The organism is Pseudomonas sp. GM30 (assembly GCF_000282275.2).
Classification (GTDB): domain Bacteria; phylum Pseudomonadota; class Gammaproteobacteria; order Pseudomonadales; family Pseudomonadaceae; genus Aquipseudomonas.
Genome location: NZ_AKJP02000026.1, coordinates 311728 through 330876 on the forward strand (window position 1 = coordinate 311728; position 19149 = coordinate 330876).

At 59.3% G+C, this 19149-nt stretch carries 20 protein-coding genes; 13 read left to right on the forward strand and 7 right to left on the reverse strand.

What is annotated here, in order from left to right; genetic code table 11:
- Nucleotides 1-124: 124 nt before the first annotated feature.
- Both PMI25_RS17035 and PMI25_RS17040 read right to left on the reverse strand, forming a co-directional pair.
- Nucleotides 125-1270 carry a PQQ-dependent sugar dehydrogenase gene (locus tag PMI25_RS17035; protein WP_007964599.1) on the reverse strand — a complete coding sequence of 382 codons (1146 nt, stop codon included), beginning with the start codon at nucleotides 1268-1270 and terminating at the stop codon, nucleotides 125-127.
- Between the two features lie 52 nt (nucleotides 1271-1322).
- Nucleotides 1323-1664 carry a hypothetical protein gene (locus tag PMI25_RS17040; RefSeq protein WP_007964600.1) on the reverse strand — a complete coding sequence of 114 codons (342 nt, stop codon included), beginning with the start codon at nucleotides 1662-1664 and terminating at the stop codon, nucleotides 1323-1325.
- A 189-nt stretch (nucleotides 1665-1853) separates the two neighbouring features.
- Here PMI25_RS17040 and ku point away from each other — a divergent pair, with 189 nt between their 5' ends.
- Nucleotides 1854-2753 (forward strand): non-homologous end joining protein Ku, encoded by a 900-nt coding sequence (gene ku, locus PMI25_RS17045; protein WP_007964601.1) that lies wholly within the window; start codon nucleotides 1854-1856, stop codon nucleotides 2751-2753.
- A 129-nt stretch (nucleotides 2754-2882) separates the two neighbouring features.
- On the opposite strand, the gene lpxO is transcribed toward ku, so the two are convergent.
- The gene (lpxO, locus tag PMI25_RS17050) at nucleotides 2883-3782 is read right to left on the reverse strand and encodes a lipid A hydroxylase LpxO (RefSeq protein WP_007964602.1); all 900 of its coding nucleotides are present in this window, start codon (nucleotides 3780-3782) and stop codon (nucleotides 2883-2885) included.
- A gap of 390 nt (nucleotides 3783-4172) precedes the next feature.
- On the opposite strand from lpxO, the gene PMI25_RS17055 reads away from it, so the two are divergent.
- Together PMI25_RS17055 and PMI25_RS17060 are read left to right on the forward strand one after the other, a co-directional pair.
- The gene (locus PMI25_RS17055; protein ID WP_027612713.1) at nucleotides 4173-5759 is read left to right on the forward strand and encodes an ABC-F family ATPase; all 1587 of its coding nucleotides are present in this window, start codon (nucleotides 4173-4175) and stop codon (nucleotides 5757-5759) included.
- Between the two features lie 239 nt (nucleotides 5760-5998).
- Nucleotides 5999-7186 (forward strand): MFS transporter, encoded by a 1188-nt coding sequence (locus PMI25_RS17060; protein ID WP_007964605.1) that lies wholly within the window; start codon nucleotides 5999-6001, stop codon nucleotides 7184-7186.
- 111 nt (nucleotides 7187-7297) lie between these two features.
- Here PMI25_RS17060 and PMI25_RS17065 read toward each other — a convergent pair whose 3' ends face one another.
- Both PMI25_RS17065 and PMI25_RS17070 read right to left on the reverse strand, forming a co-directional pair.
- Entirely contained in the window at nucleotides 7298-8335 is a 1038-nt protein-coding gene (locus PMI25_RS17065) for an alpha/beta hydrolase family protein (RefSeq protein WP_007964607.1), read from the reverse strand.
- A gap of 238 nt (nucleotides 8336-8573) precedes the next feature.
- On the reverse strand, nucleotides 8574-9185 hold the full coding sequence (locus PMI25_RS17070) for an FMN-dependent NADH-azoreductase (RefSeq protein ID WP_007964609.1): 612 nt from the start codon (nucleotides 9183-9185) through the stop codon (nucleotides 8574-8576).
- A 125-nt stretch (nucleotides 9186-9310) separates the two neighbouring features.
- On the opposite strand from PMI25_RS17070, the gene PMI25_RS17075 reads away from it, so the two are divergent.
- Nucleotides 9311-10219, forward strand: a complete 909-nt coding sequence (locus PMI25_RS17075; protein ID WP_007964611.1) for a LysR substrate-binding domain-containing protein — start codon at nucleotides 9311-9313, stop codon at nucleotides 10217-10219.
- Nucleotides 10216-10575 (forward strand): MmcQ/YjbR family DNA-binding protein, encoded by a 360-nt coding sequence (locus tag PMI25_RS17080; RefSeq protein ID WP_007964612.1) that lies wholly within the window; start codon nucleotides 10216-10218, stop codon nucleotides 10573-10575. The genes PMI25_RS17075 and PMI25_RS17080 overlap by 4 nt, the downstream gene beginning before the upstream one ends.
- A 115-nt stretch (nucleotides 10576-10690) precedes the next feature.
- Here PMI25_RS17080 and PMI25_RS17085 read toward each other — a convergent pair whose 3' ends face one another.
- Both PMI25_RS17085 and PMI25_RS17090 read right to left on the reverse strand, forming a co-directional pair.
- On the reverse strand, nucleotides 10691-11119 hold the full coding sequence (locus PMI25_RS17085) for a DUF1294 domain-containing protein (RefSeq protein WP_007964614.1): 429 nt from the start codon (nucleotides 11117-11119) through the stop codon (nucleotides 10691-10693).
- Nucleotides 11116-11946 (reverse strand): undecaprenyl-diphosphate phosphatase, encoded by an 831-nt coding sequence (locus tag PMI25_RS17090; protein ID WP_007964616.1) that lies wholly within the window; start codon nucleotides 11944-11946, stop codon nucleotides 11116-11118. The genes PMI25_RS17085 and PMI25_RS17090 overlap by 4 nt, the downstream gene beginning before the upstream one ends.
- Before the next feature lie 303 nt (nucleotides 11947-12249).
- Here PMI25_RS17090 and PMI25_RS17095 point away from each other — a divergent pair, with 303 nt between their 5' ends.
- The 8 genes from PMI25_RS17095 to PMI25_RS17130 all read left to right on the forward strand — a co-directional run bounded on the left by PMI25_RS17095 (nucleotide 12250) and on the right by PMI25_RS17130 (nucleotide 19133).
- Nucleotides 12250-13884: a methyl-accepting chemotaxis protein gene (locus PMI25_RS17095; protein ID WP_007964618.1), complete on the forward strand. Its 1635-nt coding sequence runs from the start codon at nucleotides 12250-12252 to the stop codon at nucleotides 13882-13884.
- A gap of 195 nt (nucleotides 13885-14079) precedes the next feature.
- Nucleotides 14080-14643: a nicotinamide riboside transporter PnuC gene (gene pnuC / locus PMI25_RS17100; RefSeq protein WP_007964620.1), complete on the forward strand. Its 564-nt coding sequence runs from the start codon at nucleotides 14080-14082 to the stop codon at nucleotides 14641-14643.
- Nucleotides 14640-15164 (forward strand): AAA family ATPase, encoded by a 525-nt coding sequence (locus PMI25_RS17105; RefSeq protein WP_007964621.1) that lies wholly within the window; start codon nucleotides 14640-14642, stop codon nucleotides 15162-15164. Before pnuC ends, PMI25_RS17105 begins: the two co-directional genes overlap by 4 nt.
- Before the next feature lie 335 nt (nucleotides 15165-15499).
- On the forward strand, nucleotides 15500-15949 hold the full coding sequence (locus PMI25_RS17110) for a hypothetical protein (protein WP_007964624.1): 450 nt from the start codon (nucleotides 15500-15502) through the stop codon (nucleotides 15947-15949).
- Nucleotide 15950: 1 nt separating this feature from the next.
- Complete coding sequence (locus tag PMI25_RS17115) at nucleotides 15951-16523, forward strand: hypothetical protein (protein ID WP_007964626.1); 573 nt, start codon at nucleotides 15951-15953, stop codon at nucleotides 16521-16523.
- A 73-nt stretch (nucleotides 16524-16596) separates the two neighbouring features.
- Entirely contained in the window at nucleotides 16597-17598 is a 1002-nt protein-coding gene (locus PMI25_RS17120) for a hypothetical protein (RefSeq protein WP_007964628.1), read from the forward strand.
- Nucleotides 17599-17661: 63 nt separating this feature from the next.
- Nucleotides 17662-18342, forward strand: coding sequence for a C39 family peptidase (locus tag PMI25_RS17125; RefSeq protein ID WP_007964629.1), 681 nt, complete (start codon nucleotides 17662-17664; stop codon nucleotides 18340-18342).
- A 44-nt stretch (nucleotides 18343-18386) separates the two neighbouring features.
- Entirely contained in the window at nucleotides 18387-19133 is a 747-nt protein-coding gene (locus PMI25_RS17130; RefSeq protein ID WP_007964631.1) for a hypothetical protein, read from the forward strand.
- Nucleotides 19134-19149: the final 16 nt, after the last annotated feature.

Here is a 19149-nt window from a genome sequence, read left to right on the forward strand (position 1 = left end):
TTTTGTGGCGAGGGAGCTTGCTCCCGCATGAGTGCGTAGCGCTCACGAGATTTTGGGGCTGCTGCGCAACCCGGCGGGAGCAAGCTCCCTCGCCACAGGACATCTGTGAAAATTTGAACTGAAATTATTTCAGGCCGATCTTGTAGAGCGCACCGTTCTGCTCATCCGTCAGCACGTACAGATAGCCATCCGGCCCCTGCCGCACATCCCGAATCCGCTGTTTCAGCTCACCCAACAGCCGCTCTTCGTGCACCACCTTGTCCCCGTCAAACTGCAAGCGAATGAGCTCTTGACTGACCAACGCGCCGATAAACAGGTTCTGCTGCCAAGGCTTGAACCGATCAGCGTCATAGAACGCCATACCGCTGACACCGGGTGATTTCTCCCAGACATGATAGGGGTCAACCGCACCTTCGACACTCTTGCCCTTGGCTTCGGGGATCGGTTGCAGCGAATAGTTGATGCCGTGGGTCGCCAGCGGCCAGCCATAGTTTTTTCCGCGCTCGATGATGTTCACCTCATCGCCGCCACGGGGGCCGTGTTCGTTCTCCCAGATCGTGCCGTTCCATGGATTGAGCGCCGCGCCCTGCGGATTGCGCTGGCCGTAGGACCAGATTTCCGGACGCACGCCGGACTGGCCCACGAACGGGTTGTCATCCGGCACCTTGCCGTCGGGGAAGATCCGCACGACCTTGCCCTGCAGCTTGTCGAGATCCTGCGCGGTCGGCCGGTCGTTGTTTTCGCCCAGGGTGATAAACAGGTAACCGTCGCGGTCGAACACCAGCCGTGAGCCGAAGTGGTTACCGGTCGAGAGTTTCGGCTCCTGACGGAAGATCACTTTGAAATCACTGATTGTCTTCAAGTCGTCTGACAGCCGGCCTCGCCCCACCGCCGTACCGGCCTTGTCCCCGGCGCCACCGCCCTCGGCGTAGGACAGATAGACTAATCGATCCTGTTTGAAGTCTGGCGACAGCACCACATCGAGCAAACCACCCTGGCCCTTGGCCCAGACCTTGGGCACGCCGCTGATGGGCTCGGAACGCTTGCCGTCGGCTGTAATCACCCGCAGGTTGCCCGGGCGCTCGGTCACCAGCATGCCCTGACGATCCGGTAGAAACGCCAGCGCCCAGGGATGCTCAAGGCCTTGGGTGATCGTGGTGACTTCAAGGGTGCCCTGCTCGCTTTGCAGCGCTTGGGGGGCAGCGGCGAACGCGGGAGCGCTGATCAGCGCGCCGGCACACAACGTGGCTAGAAGGGTTTTACGCAACATGCACGATTCCTTTTGTTCATTTCAAAGGCTGACAGGAACGCAGTCCCGCCGTTCAACGGTTGCTGTCTCCATCGCGTGGCGGTGGGTTGGGAATGAATCTGGGCGGCGTACTCGGTACCGAGCGTTGCTGCTGACCGTTGCCGATGCCGCCATTGCCAACGGTGGGCGTACTGGGCACCGGCACGGTATTCGGCCCGCGAATCGCCGGCGCGCTGGGCTGCGTGCCCTGCATGCTGTTGGGATTGGCCCGGCGGATCGGGCTGTTGTAGGGATTGTTGTTGGTACCGGCTGGGTTCTGCGCCAGTAACAGCGGCGCGGACGGTGCCGCGACGTCGGCATGCGCCAGACCGGCCCCAAGGAGCAGAACAATAATGCCTGGCAGTATTCGGTTCATGGGGTGGCCTCTCGATGCACAGGTGATAGAGCCTTCGAGTCCACGCTACGCCCCGGGTTCGGATTTGTTAACCCGTCGCCCTTAAACAAGATGTAACACGGCTTGACCGGCAACGCTGCGCGCCACGCAAATGCCGGAAACTTTCACACGGCGCCACAGGTCACCTGAACATCACTTGGAGAACTCACCATGGCTCGGGCAATCTGGAAAGGCGCGATCAGTTTCGGACTGGTACATATCCCTGTCGCGCTGGTGTCGGCAACCTCTTCGCACGGCGTGGACTTTGACTGGCTCGACAACCGCAGCATGGATCCGGTGGGTTATAAACGGGTAAACAAGGTCACCGGCAAGGAAGTCACCAAGGAGCACATCGTCAAAGGTGTGGCCTATGAAAAAGGCCGCTACGTCGTGCTCAGTGAAGAAGAAATCCGTTCGGCGCACCCGGTGTCGACGCAAACCATCGACATTTTCTCCTTCGTCGATGCCGAGCAGATCCCGCTGCAGAACATCGACACGCCTTATTACCTGGCCCCGGACAAACGCGGCGGCAAGGTCTACGCCTTGCTGCGTGAAACATTGAGCAAAACCAACAAGGTCGCCCTCGCCCGCGTCGTCCTGCACACTCGGCAATACTTGGCGGCACTGATGCCGCTGGAATCGGCGCTGGTGCTGGTCAAACTGCGCTGGCCGCAAGAGGTGCGCGGCCTCGACGAACTGGAACTGGGCAGCGAAGTGACCAAACCGCAACTGGCCAAGGGCGAGTTGGACATGGCTAAACGTCTGGTGCAGGACATGAGTGGCGACTGGAGTCCGGAAGACTACAAGGACGAGTTTGAAGACAAGATCATGGCCCTGGTCGAGAAAAAGGCCCATGAAGGCAAGATCGAGGATGTCGAGACCGTGGGTGGCGAGGAAGAGCGCAAGTCTGCCGATGTCATCGACTTGACCGAGTTGCTTAAGCGCAGCCTGGGCGGTAAAGCGCCGGCCAAAGCGAAGGCAAAAGACAAGCCTGCCAGTAAGGCAGCTCCGGCGAGAAAGACCAAAAAGGCTTCGGGGCGTAATCAGATCCGTTTCCTGTCAGGAAGCTGACAGGTTGGCTTTGAGAGACTCATCGCCAGCAGGTGGCTCCAAACAGTTGGAATTCGTTCTTTGCCGAACACACATTCCACTGCAGGAGCCAGCCTGCTGGCGATGCCATAAACAGGCGCGATACAGCAGTCAGATCAAAATGAAGATCGCCAGCAGACCGCCGAAAATCGCCCACTTTTCCATGTAGTAACGTGCGCGATTACGCTTTTTCAGCTCTTTACCGCGCAGGCGAACCTTGTAGATTTTGGTAAACAGGCGATTGATCCCGCCAGTGCGGTCGCCAGCATCGTTTGGCGCACCTGCTGCGGACATCACGGTGCGGCTGAACCAGCGGTTGAACGCCGCCGCCCAGCGATATTTCATCGGGCGCTCGATGTCGCAGAACAGGATGATGCGGTTCTTGTCGGTGGTGTTTTCGGCATAGTGGATGTATGTCTCATCGAACATCACCGCTTCACCATCGCGCCAGTGGTAGCTCTCGCCGTCGACATTGATGTAGCAACCGGCATCGTTCGGCGTGTCGAGACCCAGGTGATAGCGGTACGAACCGGCATACGGGTCACGGTGGCGAACCAGTTTCGACCCCGGTGGCAGCTCGGCGAACATCGCGGCCTTGATCGAACCGATGCTCTGCACCAGTTCGGTGGTGCGCGGGCACAGCTTCATCGCCGACGGATGGCTCTCGCCGTACCACTTGAGGTAGAAACGCTTCCAGCCGCTTTTGAAGAACGAGTTGAAACCGACGTCATCGTACTGATTCGAGCGCTTGATCTCACCGGCACGCAGCAGATCCTGCCCTTCCTGGCGAATTTCTTCCCAATGCGCCTGCAACGGGCTCAGGTCCGGAAACTCGGACGGATCGAGATACGGTTTGTTCGGCTTCTTCGAAAACAGATAAAGGAAGCAGTTGATCGGTGCCAGAAACGTCGAGTGATCGCTCAGTTGACGGCCCAGTTTGTGACGCACACGGCCACGAAGGTGAACGTATGCAATCGAAATGACATAAATAGCGGCAATGATGAGTTTCACGGAAATCGTCACACGTCAAAAGTGAACAAACTGCGCGCCTGCCGGCCAGAGGCCCAGGGTCTGATGCAGTGGCATGAATACAAATACTATCCCGGTGGCACTTCCTTGAGCCCATGCCGTTAGCGGCTATTGGGTAATCGGATGGCATTTTAGCCATACTTTGTAACCAATAGTGAACCTGATCTGTGAAAAACTGTCCGCTGAATCTGCCAAACGGCGGGCGCGACGTCATCGCCCTATCGTTTAAAGAGCCAGACCAGTACAATCGCCGCCAAACTTTACGCGCCCCCCTTGGTTGATGACGGGACTGTCCCGACTCAGCGCACTTTGACTCGGGCCAAGCGCTCCAGCCGCACCCTCGCTACTCAGCATGCTTCGCAGGAAAAACCTTTGATTTCTACAGCTAACATCACGATGCAGTTCGGCGCCAAGCCGCTCTTCGAAAACGTTTCGGTCAAATTCGGCGCGGGTAACCGCTACGGCCTGATCGGCGCCAACGGTTGCGGCAAGTCGACCTTCATGAAAATCCTCGGCGGCGACCTCGATCCGTCCGGCGGTCAGGTCATGCTCGAGCCGAACGTGCGTCTGGGTAAATTGCGCCAGGACCAGTTCGCCTACGAAGAATTTACCGTGATCGATACCGTGATCATGGGTCACGAAGAGCTGTGGAAGGTCAAGGCCGAGCGCGATCGCATCTACTCGCTGGCGGAAATGAGCGAAGAAGACGGCATGGCCGTGGCCGAGCTGGAGACCGAGTTCGCCGAGATGGACGGCTACACCGCCGAATCCCGCGCCGGTGAGCTGCTGCTGGGTCTGGGCATTCCGCTGGAACAGCATTTCGGCCCGATGAGCGAAGTCTCGCCAGGCTGGAAACTGCGCGTATTGCTGGCGCAGGCGCTGTTCTCCGATCCGGAAGTGCTGTTGCTCGACGAACCGACCAACCACCTGGACATCAACACCATTCGCTGGCTGGAAAACGTTCTGACCCAGCGTAACAGCCTGATGATCATCATCTCTCACGACCGTCACTTCCTGAACAGCGTGTGCACGCACATGGCTGACCTGGATTACGGCGAGCTGCGCCTGTTCCCGGGCAACTACGACGAGTACATGACCGTGGCGACCCAGTCCCGCGAGCAACTGCTGTCGGACAACGCCAAGAAGAAAGCACAGATTTCCGAGCTGCAATCGTTCGTCAGCCGCTTCTCGGCCAACGCCTCGAAAGCCAAACAGGCCACTTCCCGCGCCAAGGCGATCGACAAGATCCAGCTGGCCGAGGTCAAGCCTTCCAGCCGCGTCAGCCCGTTCATCCGCTTCGAGCAGAACAAAAAGCTGCACCGCCAGGCGGTCATGGTCGAAAAGATGGCCAAAGGTTTCGACGGCAAGCCACTGTTCAAAGACTTCAGCTTCCAGGTTGAAGCCGGCGAGCGCGTAGCGATCATCGGCCCGAACGGTATCGGCAAAACCACCTTGCTGCGCACCCTGGTCAACGAACTGACCCCGGATGCCGGCAGCGTCAAGTGGACCGACGCCGCGGAACTGGGCTACTACGCTCAGGACCATGCGCACGACTTCGAAGACGACGTCACGTTGTTCGACTGGATGGGTCAGTGGACGCAGGGCGAGCAGATGATTCGCGGTACTTTGGGCCGCATGCTGTTCTCCAACGACGAGATCCTCAAGTCGGTCAAAGTGATTTCCGGTGGTGAGCAAGGCCGCATGCTGTTCGGCAAGCTGATCCTGCAAAAGCCGAACGTGCTGATCATGGACGAACCGACCAACCACCTGGACATGGAATCGATCGAGGCGCTGAACCTGGCGCTGGAAAACTACCCGGGCACGCTGATCTTCGTCAGCCATGACCGTGAGTTCGTATCGTCCCTGGCCACGCGTATCATCGAGCTGAGCGCCAATGGCGTGACTGACTTCAGCGGCACTTACGATGACTACCTGCGTAGTCAGGGTGTGGTGTTCTAAATTGTTCCAGTTTTGAAGAAAGCCCTGTCCATGTGACGGGGCTTTTGCATTTCAGAGGCTGAAGATCAAAAGATCGCAGCCTTCGGCAGCTCCTACATGGTCAGCTTTTGAACTGTACAGGAGCTGCCGGAGGCTCGGGCTGCGAACGGACGATCGTTTTAATAGTTAGCCTGCTTCCTTTTATTTCAATGCCAAGCCATGATGCCGACTCTCCCACCGCCGCCCGCGAACGAGTCCACATGTCTGCGCAGCAACCGCCTCCGCAAAGCTCCCTGGCGATCACCCTGCAGATCGTCTCCATCGTGTTCTACACCTTTGTCGCCTTCCTGTGCATCGGCCTGCCGATCGCGGTGTTGCCCGGTTATGTGCATGAACAGCTGGGTTTCAGTGCCATTATTGCCGGGCTGGTGATCGGCTCGCAGTATCTGGCCACCCTGCTCAGTCGGCCGATGGCCGGGCGCATGTCGGATACGCTGGGCACCAAACGGGCGATTGTTTATGGCTTGTCGGGGATTGTGCTCAGCGGGCTGCTGACGCTGACTTCGACGCTGTTGCAGGACTTCCCGTTGCCGAGCCTGATCATTCTGATCATCGGTCGGCTGCTGCTCGGCGTTGCACAGGGCCTGATCGGCGTCGGCACCATCAGCTGGTGCATGGGCCAGGTTGGCGTCGAACACACGGCGAGGTCGATCGGCTGGAACGGCATCGCCTCTTACGGCGCGATTGCGATTGGCGCGCCACTGGGCGTGGTGATGGTCGCCGACTACGGCTTTGCCAGCCTGGGTATCGCCTTGTCGATATTGGCCGCGGGTGCCTTGGTGTTGATCCGCAATAAACCCTCGGTGCCGGTGGTACGCGGCGAACGGCTGCCTTTTTGGGCGGTGTTCGGGCGCATTGCACCGTATGGGGCCAGTTTGAGTCTGGCGTCGATCGGTTACGGCACGCTGACCACCTTCATTACCCTTTATTACCTCAACCGTGGCTGGAGCGGCGCGGCGTATTGCCTGACGGTGTTCGGCGTGTGTTTCATCGTGTCGCGGCTGCTGTTCATTTCGGCGATCAGCCGTTTTGGCGGCTTCAATTCGGCGATTGCCTGCATGAGCATCGAGACCGTCGGCCTGGTGTTGTTGTGGCTGGCACCCTCCACCGCGTTCGCGTTGATCGGCGCGGGACTGGCGGGATTTGGCTTGTCGCTGGTGTATCCGGCGCTGGGGGTCGAGGCGATCAAGCAGGTGCCCAGTTCCAGCCGTGGCTCGGGGTTGGGGGCTTATGCGGTGTTCTTTGATCTGGCGCTGGCGATTGCCGGGCCGCTGATGGGCGCGGTGGCGTTGAATCTGGGGTATGCGTGGATTTTCTTCAATGCGGCGCTGTTGTCGGTGATCGGGTTGGGGTTGACCTTGGTGCTCAAGCGCCGGGCGATATCTTGAGCTGCCCCCCCTGTAGGAGCGAGCCTGCTCGCGATAGCGGTGGTTCAGTCAGCATCATTATGGCTGACAAACCGCTATCGCGAGCAGGCTCACTCCTACAAAAGGCCAAAATCACTGATCCGCAGTCTGCATCCCCGCCCGGCTCGGCTTGCCCAGCGTGCGCGAGAAGAACTGTCCGGCTTCGGAAATCAGGTTGCGATGGATGTCTTCGCGATCCACGCCGTCGGCGTCGGTGCACAGGGCCGGCATGGCGCGGATCTGCTCTTCGTTGCATGGCGCCATGAACACGAAGTGCCCTGCCCCGGCCAATAACTTGAAGTCCGGCGCGGTCGGCAGTTTGCGCGCCAGAGCGGCGGCGTTTTTGTCGAAGGCCACCAGTTTGTCGCCATCGCCGCTGTACAGCAGCACCGGCACATGCACATCCGCCAGAGTGCTACGGCCGAATTTCAGGCTCAGCGGCGCCATCAGTAGCAAGGCATGCACGCGCGAATCGGCCACTGGCTGCAAATCGTCGCGGTCGACGATCAGCTCACCCTGGGTGTTGCAGGCATCATGGTCGTCCGGGCGTTCCTGGCAGTAGCGGCGCAGACGATCCAGATCCGGCTGCGCGCCGGAGAGGATCAACGCGGTTTCGCCACCGGCCGAATAACCAATGACTCCGACCTGATCAGCGTTGACGAACGGCGAGAGCATCGGGTCGCCCAGGGTCGCGGTGATCGCTTCGGAAATCTGGATTGGCCGCCCATACAGATTGCTCAGGGTGCCGAGGCGGCTGTGGTCTTTGGAGTTGTCGCCGGGATGAATCACCGCGACCACCACAAAGCCCTTGCGTGCCAGCGAGGTGGCGAGGTCATGCAGTGCCAGCGGCGTGCCGGTGTTGCCGTGAGACAGCATCAGCATCGGGAAGCGGCCGATGGCCACCTTGGTGTCGGCGCCCGCCTCGACGGTGTAGCCCTCAAGCAGGCTGGTGTGTTCGCGATCGCTGGAGGGATAGAAGGCGATGGCGCGCATCGGCTGCAGATCCAGCGGATCGAGGAAGGTCATCTCGTGGTAACCGACACTCCAGACAGGGTGTCGCCCGGGCGCGGCATGCACTGAACCGAGGCTGCCAAGCAGGCAAATCAGTAACGTTGCACAAAGACGCATCATCGGATGGCCCACCCTGTGTTACTCAATCGAAAGATCCTTTGTGTTCCGACACGCCCCAAATCCCGAGGTTCGAAGATTCGGCACAGCGGTGCACTCAGACGTTGATCGTTTGACTGCATAACCCGGGCCAGATTATGCAACAGTCTGAAACAAAAAACTCTGCATCCGGCCCTTGCAGAACCAGAATACAGAGTTTTTTGAGGCGCTACCTGAACGGCAGCTGGTCTTTACGCAATGCTTACGCAGCGGCGAACAGCTGCTCGCTGATCTTCGCCTGAGCAGCGCTCATCGCGTTGTTACGTACTTCTTCGCCATAAGCCAGGCCTTCGGCACGGACGATTTCGATGTCGGTGATGCCGAGGAAGCCCAGTACCAGCTTCAGGTATTCTTCGTGAGCGATGCCGCTCGCCTGACCGGCATGAATGCCGCCGGAGGTGGAGACGATCACCACTTTCTTGCCACCGCACAGGCCTTCAGGGCCGGCTTCGGTGTAGCGGAAAGTCTGGCCGGCAACGGCGACGCGGTCGATCCAGGCCTTGAGCTGGGTCGGTACGGTGAAGTTGTACATCGGCGCGGCGATGACGATGGCGTCGGCGGCGATGAATTCGGCCAGGGTCGAGGCGCTCAGCTCGGCTTCGTGCTGTTGTGCGGCGTTGCGCAGTTCAGCGGTAGTGCCGGCAGCCACCAGGGTGGTCGACGAGAAGTGGCTGATGGCGTCGGCGGCCAGGTCGCGGTAAGTCACCACGGCGGTTGGCTCGGCGGCTTGCCAGGCTTTGACGACTTGGCTGCTCAACTGACGGGAAGCGGAGTTGTCGCCCAGAATGCTCGAATCGATGTGCAGCAGTTTCATGTGGAATCTCCTGGAAAGAATCGCCGGCGGCGACGGAATGGAGACAATCCTACGGAAGAAACCAATAGCTGATTAGCCGCCGACAATGCGATAGTTCGTCCCACTGATAGAACGGTGGATTTTTCATGCAGGATCTCAACGATCTCTACTATTTCGCCAAGGTGGTCGAGGCCGGCGGCTTCGCGGCGGCCGGGCGTTTGCTGGGCATTCCCAAATCTCGCCTGTCACGACGTATTGCCGAACTCGAAGAGCGCCTCGGCGCCCGTCTGCTGCAACGTACCACGCGCCAATTGAACCTGACCGCTGTTGGCGAGCGCTACTTGCGTCACTGTCAGGCGATGTTGCTCGAAGCGGAAATGGCCGACGAAGCGGTCGCCAGCATGTCCAGCGAGCCACGCGGCCGCTTGCGCGTGTCCTGTCCCACTGGTCTGGCGCGGGAAATGTTGCCGTGGGTGATCAGCGAATTCCTCGGCAAATTTCCTCAGGTGCAACTGGAGGTGGTGCTGCTCAATCGCCGGGTGGATCTGGTCGCCGAAGGCTTCGACGTGGCCCTGCGTGTACGCGAGCTGGGCGATGAAGATCCGTTGCTGGTGACTCGACGTTTACGCCAGGCACAAATGGTCGTCGTCGCCAGCCCGGCCTTTGTCGAGGGCAAAACCATCACTCATCCACAGGACCTGAAGAACCTGCCGGTGCTCGGCGCGCTGGAGGCCGATCGCATGGTGCATGTGCGCTTGCTGGATGAGCAAGGCAACAGCGTCGAACTGAACATGGAGGCGCGGCTGGGCATCGATGACTTTATCGTGCGCAAAGCCTGTGTGCTGGCCGGCCAGGGTTTCACTCTGCTGCCGATGATGTATTGCGAAGCTGACCTTGAGAGCGGCGCGCTGGTACAACTGTTGCCCGAGTGGTCGTTGCCCGGCGGCTGGTTGCAGGCGGTGTATCCGCATCGGCGCGGGGTAATGCCGGCGGTGCGGGCGTGGATCGATCACCTGGTCGAATCGTTCAATGCGTGCGGGGAGCGGTTGTTATGAACAAGGGAAAAATGAACGAAGCGGACGTCGCCGCCTTTTGCCTGGCCTTGCCGGGTGCGCGGGAGGATTACAAATGGGGCGGCGTGCGGGTGTTCTCGATTGCCGGCAACAAGATGTTCGCCTTGCAAGGGCTGCGCGGGGATTCACTGGCATTCAAGGTCGACAAGGATCTGTTTCTCGGCCATTGCGACCGCCCGGGGATTCACCCGGCACCTTATCTGGCGCGGGCGCAGTGGATCATCATGCACCCGCCCTACCCGCTGGGCGCCGAGGAACTGCAGGGATTGCTGACGCGTTCGCATCAGTTGGTGGTGAGCAAGTTGCCGAAGAAAACCCAAATCGGATTACTGCTCTAAACCCGATCCCTGTAGGAGTGAGCCTGCTCGCGATAGCGGTGTCTCAGTCGACATCTCCTTGACTGATGCGACGCCATCGCGAGCAGGCTCACTCCTACAGGGAATTTGTGGTGATTCAGAACAGTGACAGCAGGTTCGAACCGAGAAACAACTGGTCGATCCAGAACACCTGATGCAGCGCCACAATCACCCAGAACAGAATCTGAAACGACACCTTGCGCGTCTTGTGCCGGAACACCTGTTGGGCGATCAGCGCACCCGGCCACCCGCCAGCCAATTCGAGTGCATGCAGGATGTTCTCCGGCGTGCGCCAGGCATCGGCGCGGGCCTTGCGCTTGTCTGCCCAGTACATGAAAAACGCCAGCACGCTGACCACGCCATAAGCCGTCAACGGCACCAGCGAGATGCCGCGCAGCCACATAGACAGCGAGCCGAACAGCGGCAGCGCGCAGACGATCAGCAGCACTGCGAGTTTCAGTTTCAGATGCTGAACGCCGCCACCGGATGGGCGTCCATCCGGGCGGCGCACGCGGGAATCACTCATGGTTTGGCCGCCGACCAGTCGACCCAGCCGAACTGCCAGGTCGCCAGAATCACCAGACCGAAAACAATCCGGTAACAGGCGAATGCCGCGTAACTGTGGCTGGCGATGAACTTGAGCAGACCGCGCACGGCGATCATGGCGAAGATGAACGCGGTGATGAAGCCGATGGCAAACACCGGGAAGTCTGCCGGCACGAACAGCTGGCGATACTTGTAACCGGAGTACACCGCCGCACCGACCATGGTCGGCATCGCCAGGAAGAACGAGAACTCGGTCGCGGTCTTGCGCGACAGGCCGAACAACAGGCCGCCGATGATCGTCGAGCCGGAACGCGAAGTGCCGGGAATCATCGCCAGACACTGGGCGAAACCGACTTTCAGCGCGTCCTTCCAGGTGATCTCGTCCACGGTTTCGGCGTGCACTTCATGCTGCCTGCGTTCGGCCCACAACATGATCACGCCACCCACCACCAGCGCAGTTGCGACGGTGATCGGGTTGAACAGGTATTGGTGAATCAGGTCGGCAAAAATTACCCCTAACACCACCGCCGGCAAAAATGCGATCAGCAGGTTGGCCGTAAAACGCCGCGCACTCGGCTGGGTCGGCAAGCCAATCACCACGTCGAGGATCTTGCGGCGAAACTCCCAGACCACCGCGAGGATCGCGCCGAGCTGAATAATGATGTTGAACGCCATGGCCCGTTCGCCGCCGAAGTCGAGCAAGTCGGCAACAATGATCTGGTGTCCGGTACTGGAAATGGGCAAAAACTCCGTCAGCCCCTCTACAACTCCTAGAATCAGTGCCTGCAAGGCGGTCCAAAGATCCATCAGTCCCCCAAAGAGCGATGCACGGCGGCATGCCCCGATAATATTTTTTCGTTCACTGCGATCAGCGTAGCTGTTTGTTGCTGTACCGATTCCGCGCGCACAGCATCCACACGAAACGGTCAAAATTCCGTGAAATATCAACTTGGATTCAGGTTTTCTCGCGCGGGGCCGAAATCCTAACAGACAAGCCTTAATAGTGCTGCGGCGTTATACGACTTGGGTCGCGTATGCCTGACCACTGCAAACGTGGTTGGATGCTGGCGTTGATTTATTACAAGAAAAAGAAATCGGAGTGACAGCGTTATGAACAGCTTGCGCAGTGTGTCGATCAGCCGACGCTTGTGGCTCATTTTGGTTGTGGCCGTGGTCATGTTGTTGACCTTGGGCGTGTTGATGCTCAAGCAGATCCACGACGACCTGTACCACGCCAAGGCGCAGAAAACCCAGCATGTGGTGCAGACCGCCAGCGGCCTGCTGACCTACTACCACGACCTGGAAACCGCCGGCACCCTGACCCGCGACGCCGCACAGAAACAGGCGCTGACCGCGATTCGTGGCCTGCGCTACGACCAGAGCGACTACTTCTGGATCAACGACCTCACGCCCGTGATGGTCATGCACCCGACCAACCCCAAGCTCGAAGGCCAGAACCTCTCGGCGATCCGCGACCCGGACGGTTTCGCGGTGTTCAACGAGATGGTTGCGATCGCCAAAAGCAAAGGCGCCGGCATGGTCGATTACCGTTGGCCCAAGCCGGGCGCCAGCGAGCCGGTGGCGAAAACCTCCTACGTGAAATTGTTCGAGCCGTGGGGCTGGGTGCTCGGTTCCGGGGTTTACGTCGATGATGTACAAAGTGAGTTCCGCGGTCAGTTGATCAAGGCTTCGGTGATTGGTTTGGTGATCGCCGTGATCATGGCCTTGCTGGTGATTTTGATTGCCCGCAGCATCGTCCGTCCGCTGCAGGAAACGGTGAACGCCATGGCCAACATCGCCAGCGGCGAGAGCGACCTGACCCGCAGCCTCGACACCCACGGTCAGGACGAAGTCACGCAACTGGCGCATCACTTCAACGCCTTCACCGCCAAGTTGCGCCGGGTCATCGGTGACCTGCAGATCTCGGCCAGCGCGCTGGGCCAGTCGTCCAGTGAACTGGGCAACGATGCGACCCAGGCCCAGCAGCGCAGCCAACAGCAATCGCAGCAGATGGAACTGGTCGCAACCGCAATCAACGAAGTGACCTACGGCGTGCAGGATGTGGCGAAGAACGCCGAACATGCTGCTGCGGAAATGCGCGATGCCGAAGCTCAGGCGCAGCAGGGTCAGATCAACATCGACGGCAGCCTGCAACAGATCGACAAATTGTCCGGAACCATTGATCAGGCGGTCGAAGTGATTCGCACCCTGGCAGCCGAAAGCACGCAGATCGGCAGTGTGCTGGAAGTGATCCGTTCGATTGCCGAGCAAACCAACCTGCTGGCACTCAACGCGGCCATCGAAGCGGCCCGCGCCGGGGAGCAGGGCCGGGGCTTTGCGGTGGTGGCCGATGAAGTACGGTTGTTGGCGCAGCGCACGCAAAAGTCGACGGCGGAAATCCAGAGCATGATCGAACGCCTGCAGAATCATTCCGAAGCGGCGGTGAAAGTCATTGGCGACAGCAGCAAGGCCTCGCAACTGACCATCGAACAGGCGGGATTGGCCGGCGCGAGCCTGAATGCCATCGGCCAGGCCTTGCGTAATCTCAACGGCCTGAACGCCTCGATTGCCAGCGCCACGCTGCAACAGGCGCATGTGGTCGAGGACATCAATCAGAACGTCACCCAGGCGGCCGGCCTGTCGCACAGCACGGCGCTGGCGGCGGAGCAGTCGAGTGCGGCGAGCGTCAAACTCGGCCAACTGAGCGAGCAGTTGAATCAGTTGCTGCGTCAGTTCCGCGTCTGACCTGACTCACTTTGTGGGAGCGAGCTTGCTCGCGAAGGCTTGGTGTCAGTCGATAGAGTCGTTACTGATAAAACGCTTTCGCGAGCAAGCTCGCTCCCACAGAGGGACCAGGTGCTCCGTCAAAATCGGCAAGGCTCACTCCTGCAGGTTTTTCGGTACAATCCGCTCCCTCGTCAATTCCCCCAAGGAACCCCCATGTCCGGGCTTGAACTGTTTGCCGCCGCCCTCGGTGTGATCGCCGTCTGGCTGACGGTCAAACAGAATCCGTGGTGCTGGCCGATCGGTCTGGTCATGGTGTTGCTGTACAGCTGGATCTTCTACGACGTGAAGCTGTACTCGGACATGTTGCTGCAAGTGATTTACGCCGCGCTGCAAGTCTACGGCTGGTGGCAATGGACCCGCGCCGGGACGATGCATGACGGCCGTGAAGTCACGCGTCTGGACCGGCGCTCGATCCTGCTCGGCCTGAGCGTAGGCGCCCTCGGCAGCCTGCTGCTGGGTACGGCCATGGCGTACTGGACCGACGCGGCGCAGCCCTGGCTCGATGCCGCACTGACGGCGTTCAGCCTGGTTGCGCAATTGTGGATGGCGCAGAAACGCCTGCAATGCTGGGCGCTGTGGTTCGTGCTGGATGTGATTTTCGTCGGCCTGTTCCTTTATAAGGGCCTGTACCTCACCGCCGCGCTGTATGCACTGTTCACTCTGATCGCCGTGCAGGGCTGGCGCGAATGGCGCGCCGATCCGGCGTTGCAGCGATGAAGGTGGTTGTCCTCACCGGCCCGGAATCCACCGGCAAAAGCTGGTTGGCCGCTGGCCTTCAGGAGCGCTTTGGCGGCCTGCGGGTGGACGAATACGTGCGCTGGTTCATCGAGCAGAATCCACGCGATACCTGCCTCAACGACATCCCCGACATCGCCCGTGGGCAGTTGCAGTGGGAAGATCAGGCTCGGGCGCAGCAACCGCCATTGCTGATTCTCGACACCCATTTGCTGAGCAACATCCTGTGGAGCCAGACCCTGTTTGGCGATTGCCCGGCGTGGCTGGAAACCGAACTGCTGGCCCGGCATTACGACCTGCACCTGCTGTTGTCGCCGGAGCAGATCGACTGGACTGACGACGGCCAACGCTGCCAGCCGCAGCTCAGCGAACGCATGGCATTCTTTCAGGCCACCCGCGACTGGCTGGAACAGCACGGGCAACCGTTGCAGATCATTCAGGGCAACTGGGATGACCGGCGGTTTCAGACTTTCGAAGCAGTCGCGCGTTTGATGGCTGATTGACCTGGCAAACAGCTCCTTTCGGGACCCAAGTGTCCATTCCTGAAACACCCGATCCCGCGCAAAGCAGCCGTTTAAATGGCCTTCATCATTCTGCAAGGACATCTGTTACGCCAGTGAAACAGTCCCCGGCAAACCCTTGTTCCAGAGCTTTGCGCCGCCATTGACCCTGTGGGTGTCTGGGTGACTGTTTCAGCGCTGAAACAGCATTTGTATCAGCGCTGCACGGCCCATCGCCAACCCGTTGAAAACCAACAACAACTCAAAAGCGGCACAGCTTTCGCTCTCTCCTTCCCAACGCTGACAAGAGCCAGCCCACTGAAGAAGGAATTGCCGCCGTGGGGAATATCAATAAAGGCCTGACCTGCCTTCTGCTGATTGGATCAGCCGCCAGCACATTCATCAGTTTCAACGTTCAGGCCGAAGGCAATGGCGTGATCGTTCTCAACCGCGACGTCCAGCCCATTCCCATCGGGCGCAGCGGTGGCAAAGACCCCTACCCAACCACGGTCAACGCCAACCCTTCCGATCGAATCCATCAAGCAATGACCAGCACCGAACTCAATGACGGTGAGTTTGCCAGTGTAGCCAGTGGCGCTTCGATCCGCAGCAACATAATCACGCCAAACTCGGACATGCCCGGCATGAACGTGCTGACCAACCCCAACGGCCTGCCTGGCATGAGTGCCGGTCATGGCGGCGGCGGTGGCGGCACGATCTCCAATACGATCAATCGCTCGTTGAGCACCGGTCTCGCGCCATTGACCCGCATGGCTGGAGGTCAATGAAATGAATCGTTCCCTTCTGCTGTTTGCCCTCTTCAGCTGTGCCCGCGTCATGGCCGATCCGAGTTCCGTGAACAACGCGGACATTCAGGATACCGGTGTGCAGTACCGCGGCAACTTCAACGTCAACCAGGCCGCCGGCGACCAGATGCAACAGACCAATACCAAAGCGATCGCCATTGGCACCAACGCCAGTGCCACCACCATCGTCAGGCAAAAGCTGGACACCCCTGCCAACCCGTCGATGAACGCCAGCGCCACCATTGGCGGCACCTCTTTCAGTAATGGCAACGGAATCCTGGGCGTGAACCAGGGCGCCGGTGCCAACAACCAGATGGCCAACGTGACGCGCGTCAGCATCAGTGCTGCCCCGCAAAGCGTTGACGACAGCGCCCTGTCGCAACAGAACGTGGCGCTTTTACCGAGCTCAGGAGCAACTGGCACCTCACCCGGCAGTCGCCAGGTCACGACAAGTGATCAGGCCTTCACCGGCAGCCGAGGGGTGATTCAGGTGAACCAGAGTGCCGGGGTGGGGAACCGTATGGCTAACACCCTGAGCATCCGGGTCGCTGACTGACCCAAACAACAAAAGCAGTGCAATTAGAAAGTACCAACACTTAACCAACTAATAAGCACGATGGAGAAACACCATGAAACCTACAATGGCTCTCAAACCACTGGTTTTCGCACTTGCAGCAGTAATGGCAATGGCGGCTCAGGCAGGCGGCAATGATCATGGTAACGGGCACGGCAATGGCCATGGCAACCATGAACCCAAAGGCCCTACCCTGGAACAACTTCTGCAAATCGGAGCCGGCGCCGGGGCTGCCGTACTCGATACGCAGAACAGCGATGGCAACCTGGTGGGCAACCAAGGCACCAAAAACGATGCCAACGTCAATAACTCGGCCAATGGCACCAACGGCAACGTCGGCATGAACAACACCGCCGGCGATGGCAACCAGCAAGACAACGCTGCTGCACTGGCGACTGCCGACGAAAGCTTTATCTTCGGCAGCGCGGTATCTGTCTCCAGCGCCACTCAGGTCAACAACAACAACGCGGTTGCCAACTACTCGACAACCAACAACGCCAACCTCAACAACGTGGGTAACGGCGGTTCCGGCAACATTGGCGTGAACAACAGTGCCGGCAACTTCAACCAACAGAAAAACAACCTGGCTATTGCTGTATCGGGTGGTCGTGTAGCTAACGCTGCTGCTGCTGCGAACCAAAGCTCCACTGGCCTGACTGTGTCCAATAACGGCACTCAAACCTACAAAAAAGATACCCTCACCGGCACCGTGGCCGCCGTCGGCGCGTTCGCTGCCGTTGGCAAGGCTACCATCGAAGGTGATAAAGGCCACGGCGGTGGCGGCTATGGCGACAACGATCGCGGCCATGGCGGTAACGGCGGCAGCAAAGATCAGAAAGCCACCTTCGAAGCTGTCGGTGTCTTCGGCCTGGCTGGCGTCACCACTCAACAAGTGCTGACCCCTGATGGCTGGAAAAACCCTGTGACCAACAACGCGAACATCTCGAACGTTGGTAACAACTTCTCCGGTAACGCTGGTTACAACAACGCCGCCGGTGTTGGCAACCAACAAAGCAACTCGCTGTCCATCGCTGCAGGTTGCAAAGCCTGCATGTAATCGCGATCGAAACGAAAGCCCCGGAAACGGGGCTTTTCCTCAGTCCGCAAAGGCGTATCGATCATGCGTAAGACTGCCTTTATCGCCCTGCTTTGCCTGTCCGGCCTGACCCAGGCTGCCCAGATGCCCGTCGCTGCCCTGCCCGGCGGCGTACTCGTCTACAAGAACGTGCAAAGCATTCGTGAACGCAAGTTTGCCGACATCGTCGAACAGAAAACCGATTTCAGCTGCGGCGCCGCCGCACTGGCCACGGTATTGCGCCAGGCTTATTGGCTCGACGTCGATGAAGAGCACATCATCAAAGGCATGCTGGTCAACGCTGACCAGGACCTTGTGCGTACGCAAGGTTTTTCCATGCTGGACATGAAACGCTATATAGAAAGCATCGGCATGCGCGCCAGGGGCTACAAGATTCCACCGGAAAAACTCGACGACGTAACAATCCCGGTGGTGGTACTGATGGAAATTCGCGGCTACAAGCATTTCGTGGTGCTGCAGCGTTCGGACAAGGATTGGGTTTATATCGGAGATCCCGTCTTAGGCCACAAACGCTACGCCCATGATGACTTTGTCAAAGGTTGGAACGGCATCGTCTTCGCCATCGTCGGCCCCGGTTATGACAAAACCAATGCATTGCGCATGCCACCGACCCCGCTGACCGCGAAGAACAAGCTGGATAACTTCAACCCTGTCAGAGATGCTGAATTGATGGACTTCGGGTTCATACAGAGCGACTTCTTTTAATCGCCGATTATAAAGAATGGGACTGGATGTCCCGGGAGCAGCAGATGAAAACCTCATACTGGCTGGCCGCCGCCTGCCTGGCAGCGAGCGTGTCAGGCTATGCCAATGCAGGATTCAAACCCATCGAAGTTCAGGATCAGGAGCTGTCCCAGCTTCGTGGTCGTTACGTCATGCCGGGGCGGATCATCAGCTTCGGCATTGTCATGAGCAGTACCTGGCGCAACGCCAGCGGTGATCTGATCGGCGCTGCGACGTCGATGCAAATCCAGGCCGCCACGATCAAACCGGAATTCTATGTCTCGACCATCAAGGAACAGGGCAACGGCAGCACCCCGACTCCGGGTACTGGCAATGTCATTGGTGGCGCGGCACTCAACAGCAGCCAGGGCGTGACCCAAAGCGTACGCGCCGCCGGCGACGGCAACACCGCCAGCAACAACGTGGCGATCAACGTCAAAGAAGCCAACACCCCTCCTCCACTGGCCCCCGCACAAGGCCAGGCGCTGATGGCCGGGCAGACCATCGGGGCCAGCAATGCCGCCGGCAGTGTCGCCGTTTCGGCCAGCAACAGTGGCGTGCAAATGGCCATTCAGGCCTCGGGCAATCAAGGCACCGCCCTGCAACAAGTGGCCCAGGGTGGCCTGCTGCAGAACACTCGCCTGCTGGGCAGCGCCAACGTGGTCAACAACATGACCCAACTCAATGTTGTGCTTAACAATAACGGTATCAGCCCCGGCGCATTGGACTGCAACCTGACTCAACTCAGGGCACTACGCAATATCGGATATTGAACTACGCTGAGTCTCG

What these genes read in the sequence shown, in the direction of transcription:
- PMI25_RS17035 (WP_007964599.1), bottom strand. Translation starts at nt 1,270, where the DNA reads ATGTTGCGTAAAACCCTTCTAGCCACGTTGTGTGCCGGCGCGCTGATC.
- PMI25_RS17040 (WP_007964600.1), bottom strand. Translation starts at nt 1,664, where the DNA reads ATGAACCGAATACTGCCAGGCATTATTGTTCTGCTCCTTGGGGCCGGT.
- ku (WP_007964601.1), top strand. Translation starts at nt 1,854, where the DNA reads ATGGCTCGGGCAATCTGGAAAGGCGCGATCAGTTTCGGACTGGTACAT.
- PMI25_RS17060 (WP_007964605.1), top strand. Translation starts at nt 5,999, where the DNA reads ATGTCTGCGCAGCAACCGCCTCCGCAAAGCTCCCTGGCGATCACCCTG.
- PMI25_RS17065 (WP_007964607.1), bottom strand. Translation starts at nt 8,335, where the DNA reads ATGATGCGTCTTTGTGCAACGTTACTGATTTGCCTGCTTGGCAGCCTC.
- PMI25_RS17070 (WP_007964609.1), bottom strand. Translation starts at nt 9,185, where the DNA reads ATGAAACTGCTGCACATCGATTCGAGCATTCTGGGCGACAACTCCGCT.
- PMI25_RS17075 (WP_007964611.1), top strand. Translation starts at nt 9,311, where the DNA reads ATGCAGGATCTCAACGATCTCTACTATTTCGCCAAGGTGGTCGAGGCC.
- PMI25_RS17080 (WP_007964612.1), top strand. Translation starts at nt 10,216, where the DNA reads ATGAACAAGGGAAAAATGAACGAAGCGGACGTCGCCGCCTTTTGCCTG.
- PMI25_RS17085 (WP_007964614.1), bottom strand. Translation starts at nt 11,119, where the DNA reads ATGAGTGATTCCCGCGTGCGCCGCCCGGATGGACGCCCATCCGGTGGC.
- PMI25_RS17090 (WP_007964616.1), bottom strand. Translation starts at nt 11,946, where the DNA reads ATGGATCTTTGGACCGCCTTGCAGGCACTGATTCTAGGAGTTGTAGAG.
- PMI25_RS17095 (WP_007964618.1), top strand. Translation starts at nt 12,250, where the DNA reads ATGAACAGCTTGCGCAGTGTGTCGATCAGCCGACGCTTGTGGCTCATT.
- pnuC (WP_007964620.1), top strand. Translation starts at nt 14,080, where the DNA reads ATGTCCGGGCTTGAACTGTTTGCCGCCGCCCTCGGTGTGATCGCCGTC.
- PMI25_RS17105 (WP_007964621.1), top strand. Translation starts at nt 14,640, where the DNA reads ATGAAGGTGGTTGTCCTCACCGGCCCGGAATCCACCGGCAAAAGCTGG.
- PMI25_RS17115 (WP_007964626.1), top strand. Translation starts at nt 15,951, where the DNA reads ATGAATCGTTCCCTTCTGCTGTTTGCCCTCTTCAGCTGTGCCCGCGTC.
- PMI25_RS17120 (WP_007964628.1), top strand. Translation starts at nt 16,597, where the DNA reads ATGAAACCTACAATGGCTCTCAAACCACTGGTTTTCGCACTTGCAGCA.
- PMI25_RS17125 (WP_007964629.1), top strand. Translation starts at nt 17,662, where the DNA reads ATGCGTAAGACTGCCTTTATCGCCCTGCTTTGCCTGTCCGGCCTGACC.
- PMI25_RS17130 (WP_007964631.1), top strand. Translation starts at nt 18,387, where the DNA reads ATGAAAACCTCATACTGGCTGGCCGCCGCCTGCCTGGCAGCGAGCGTG.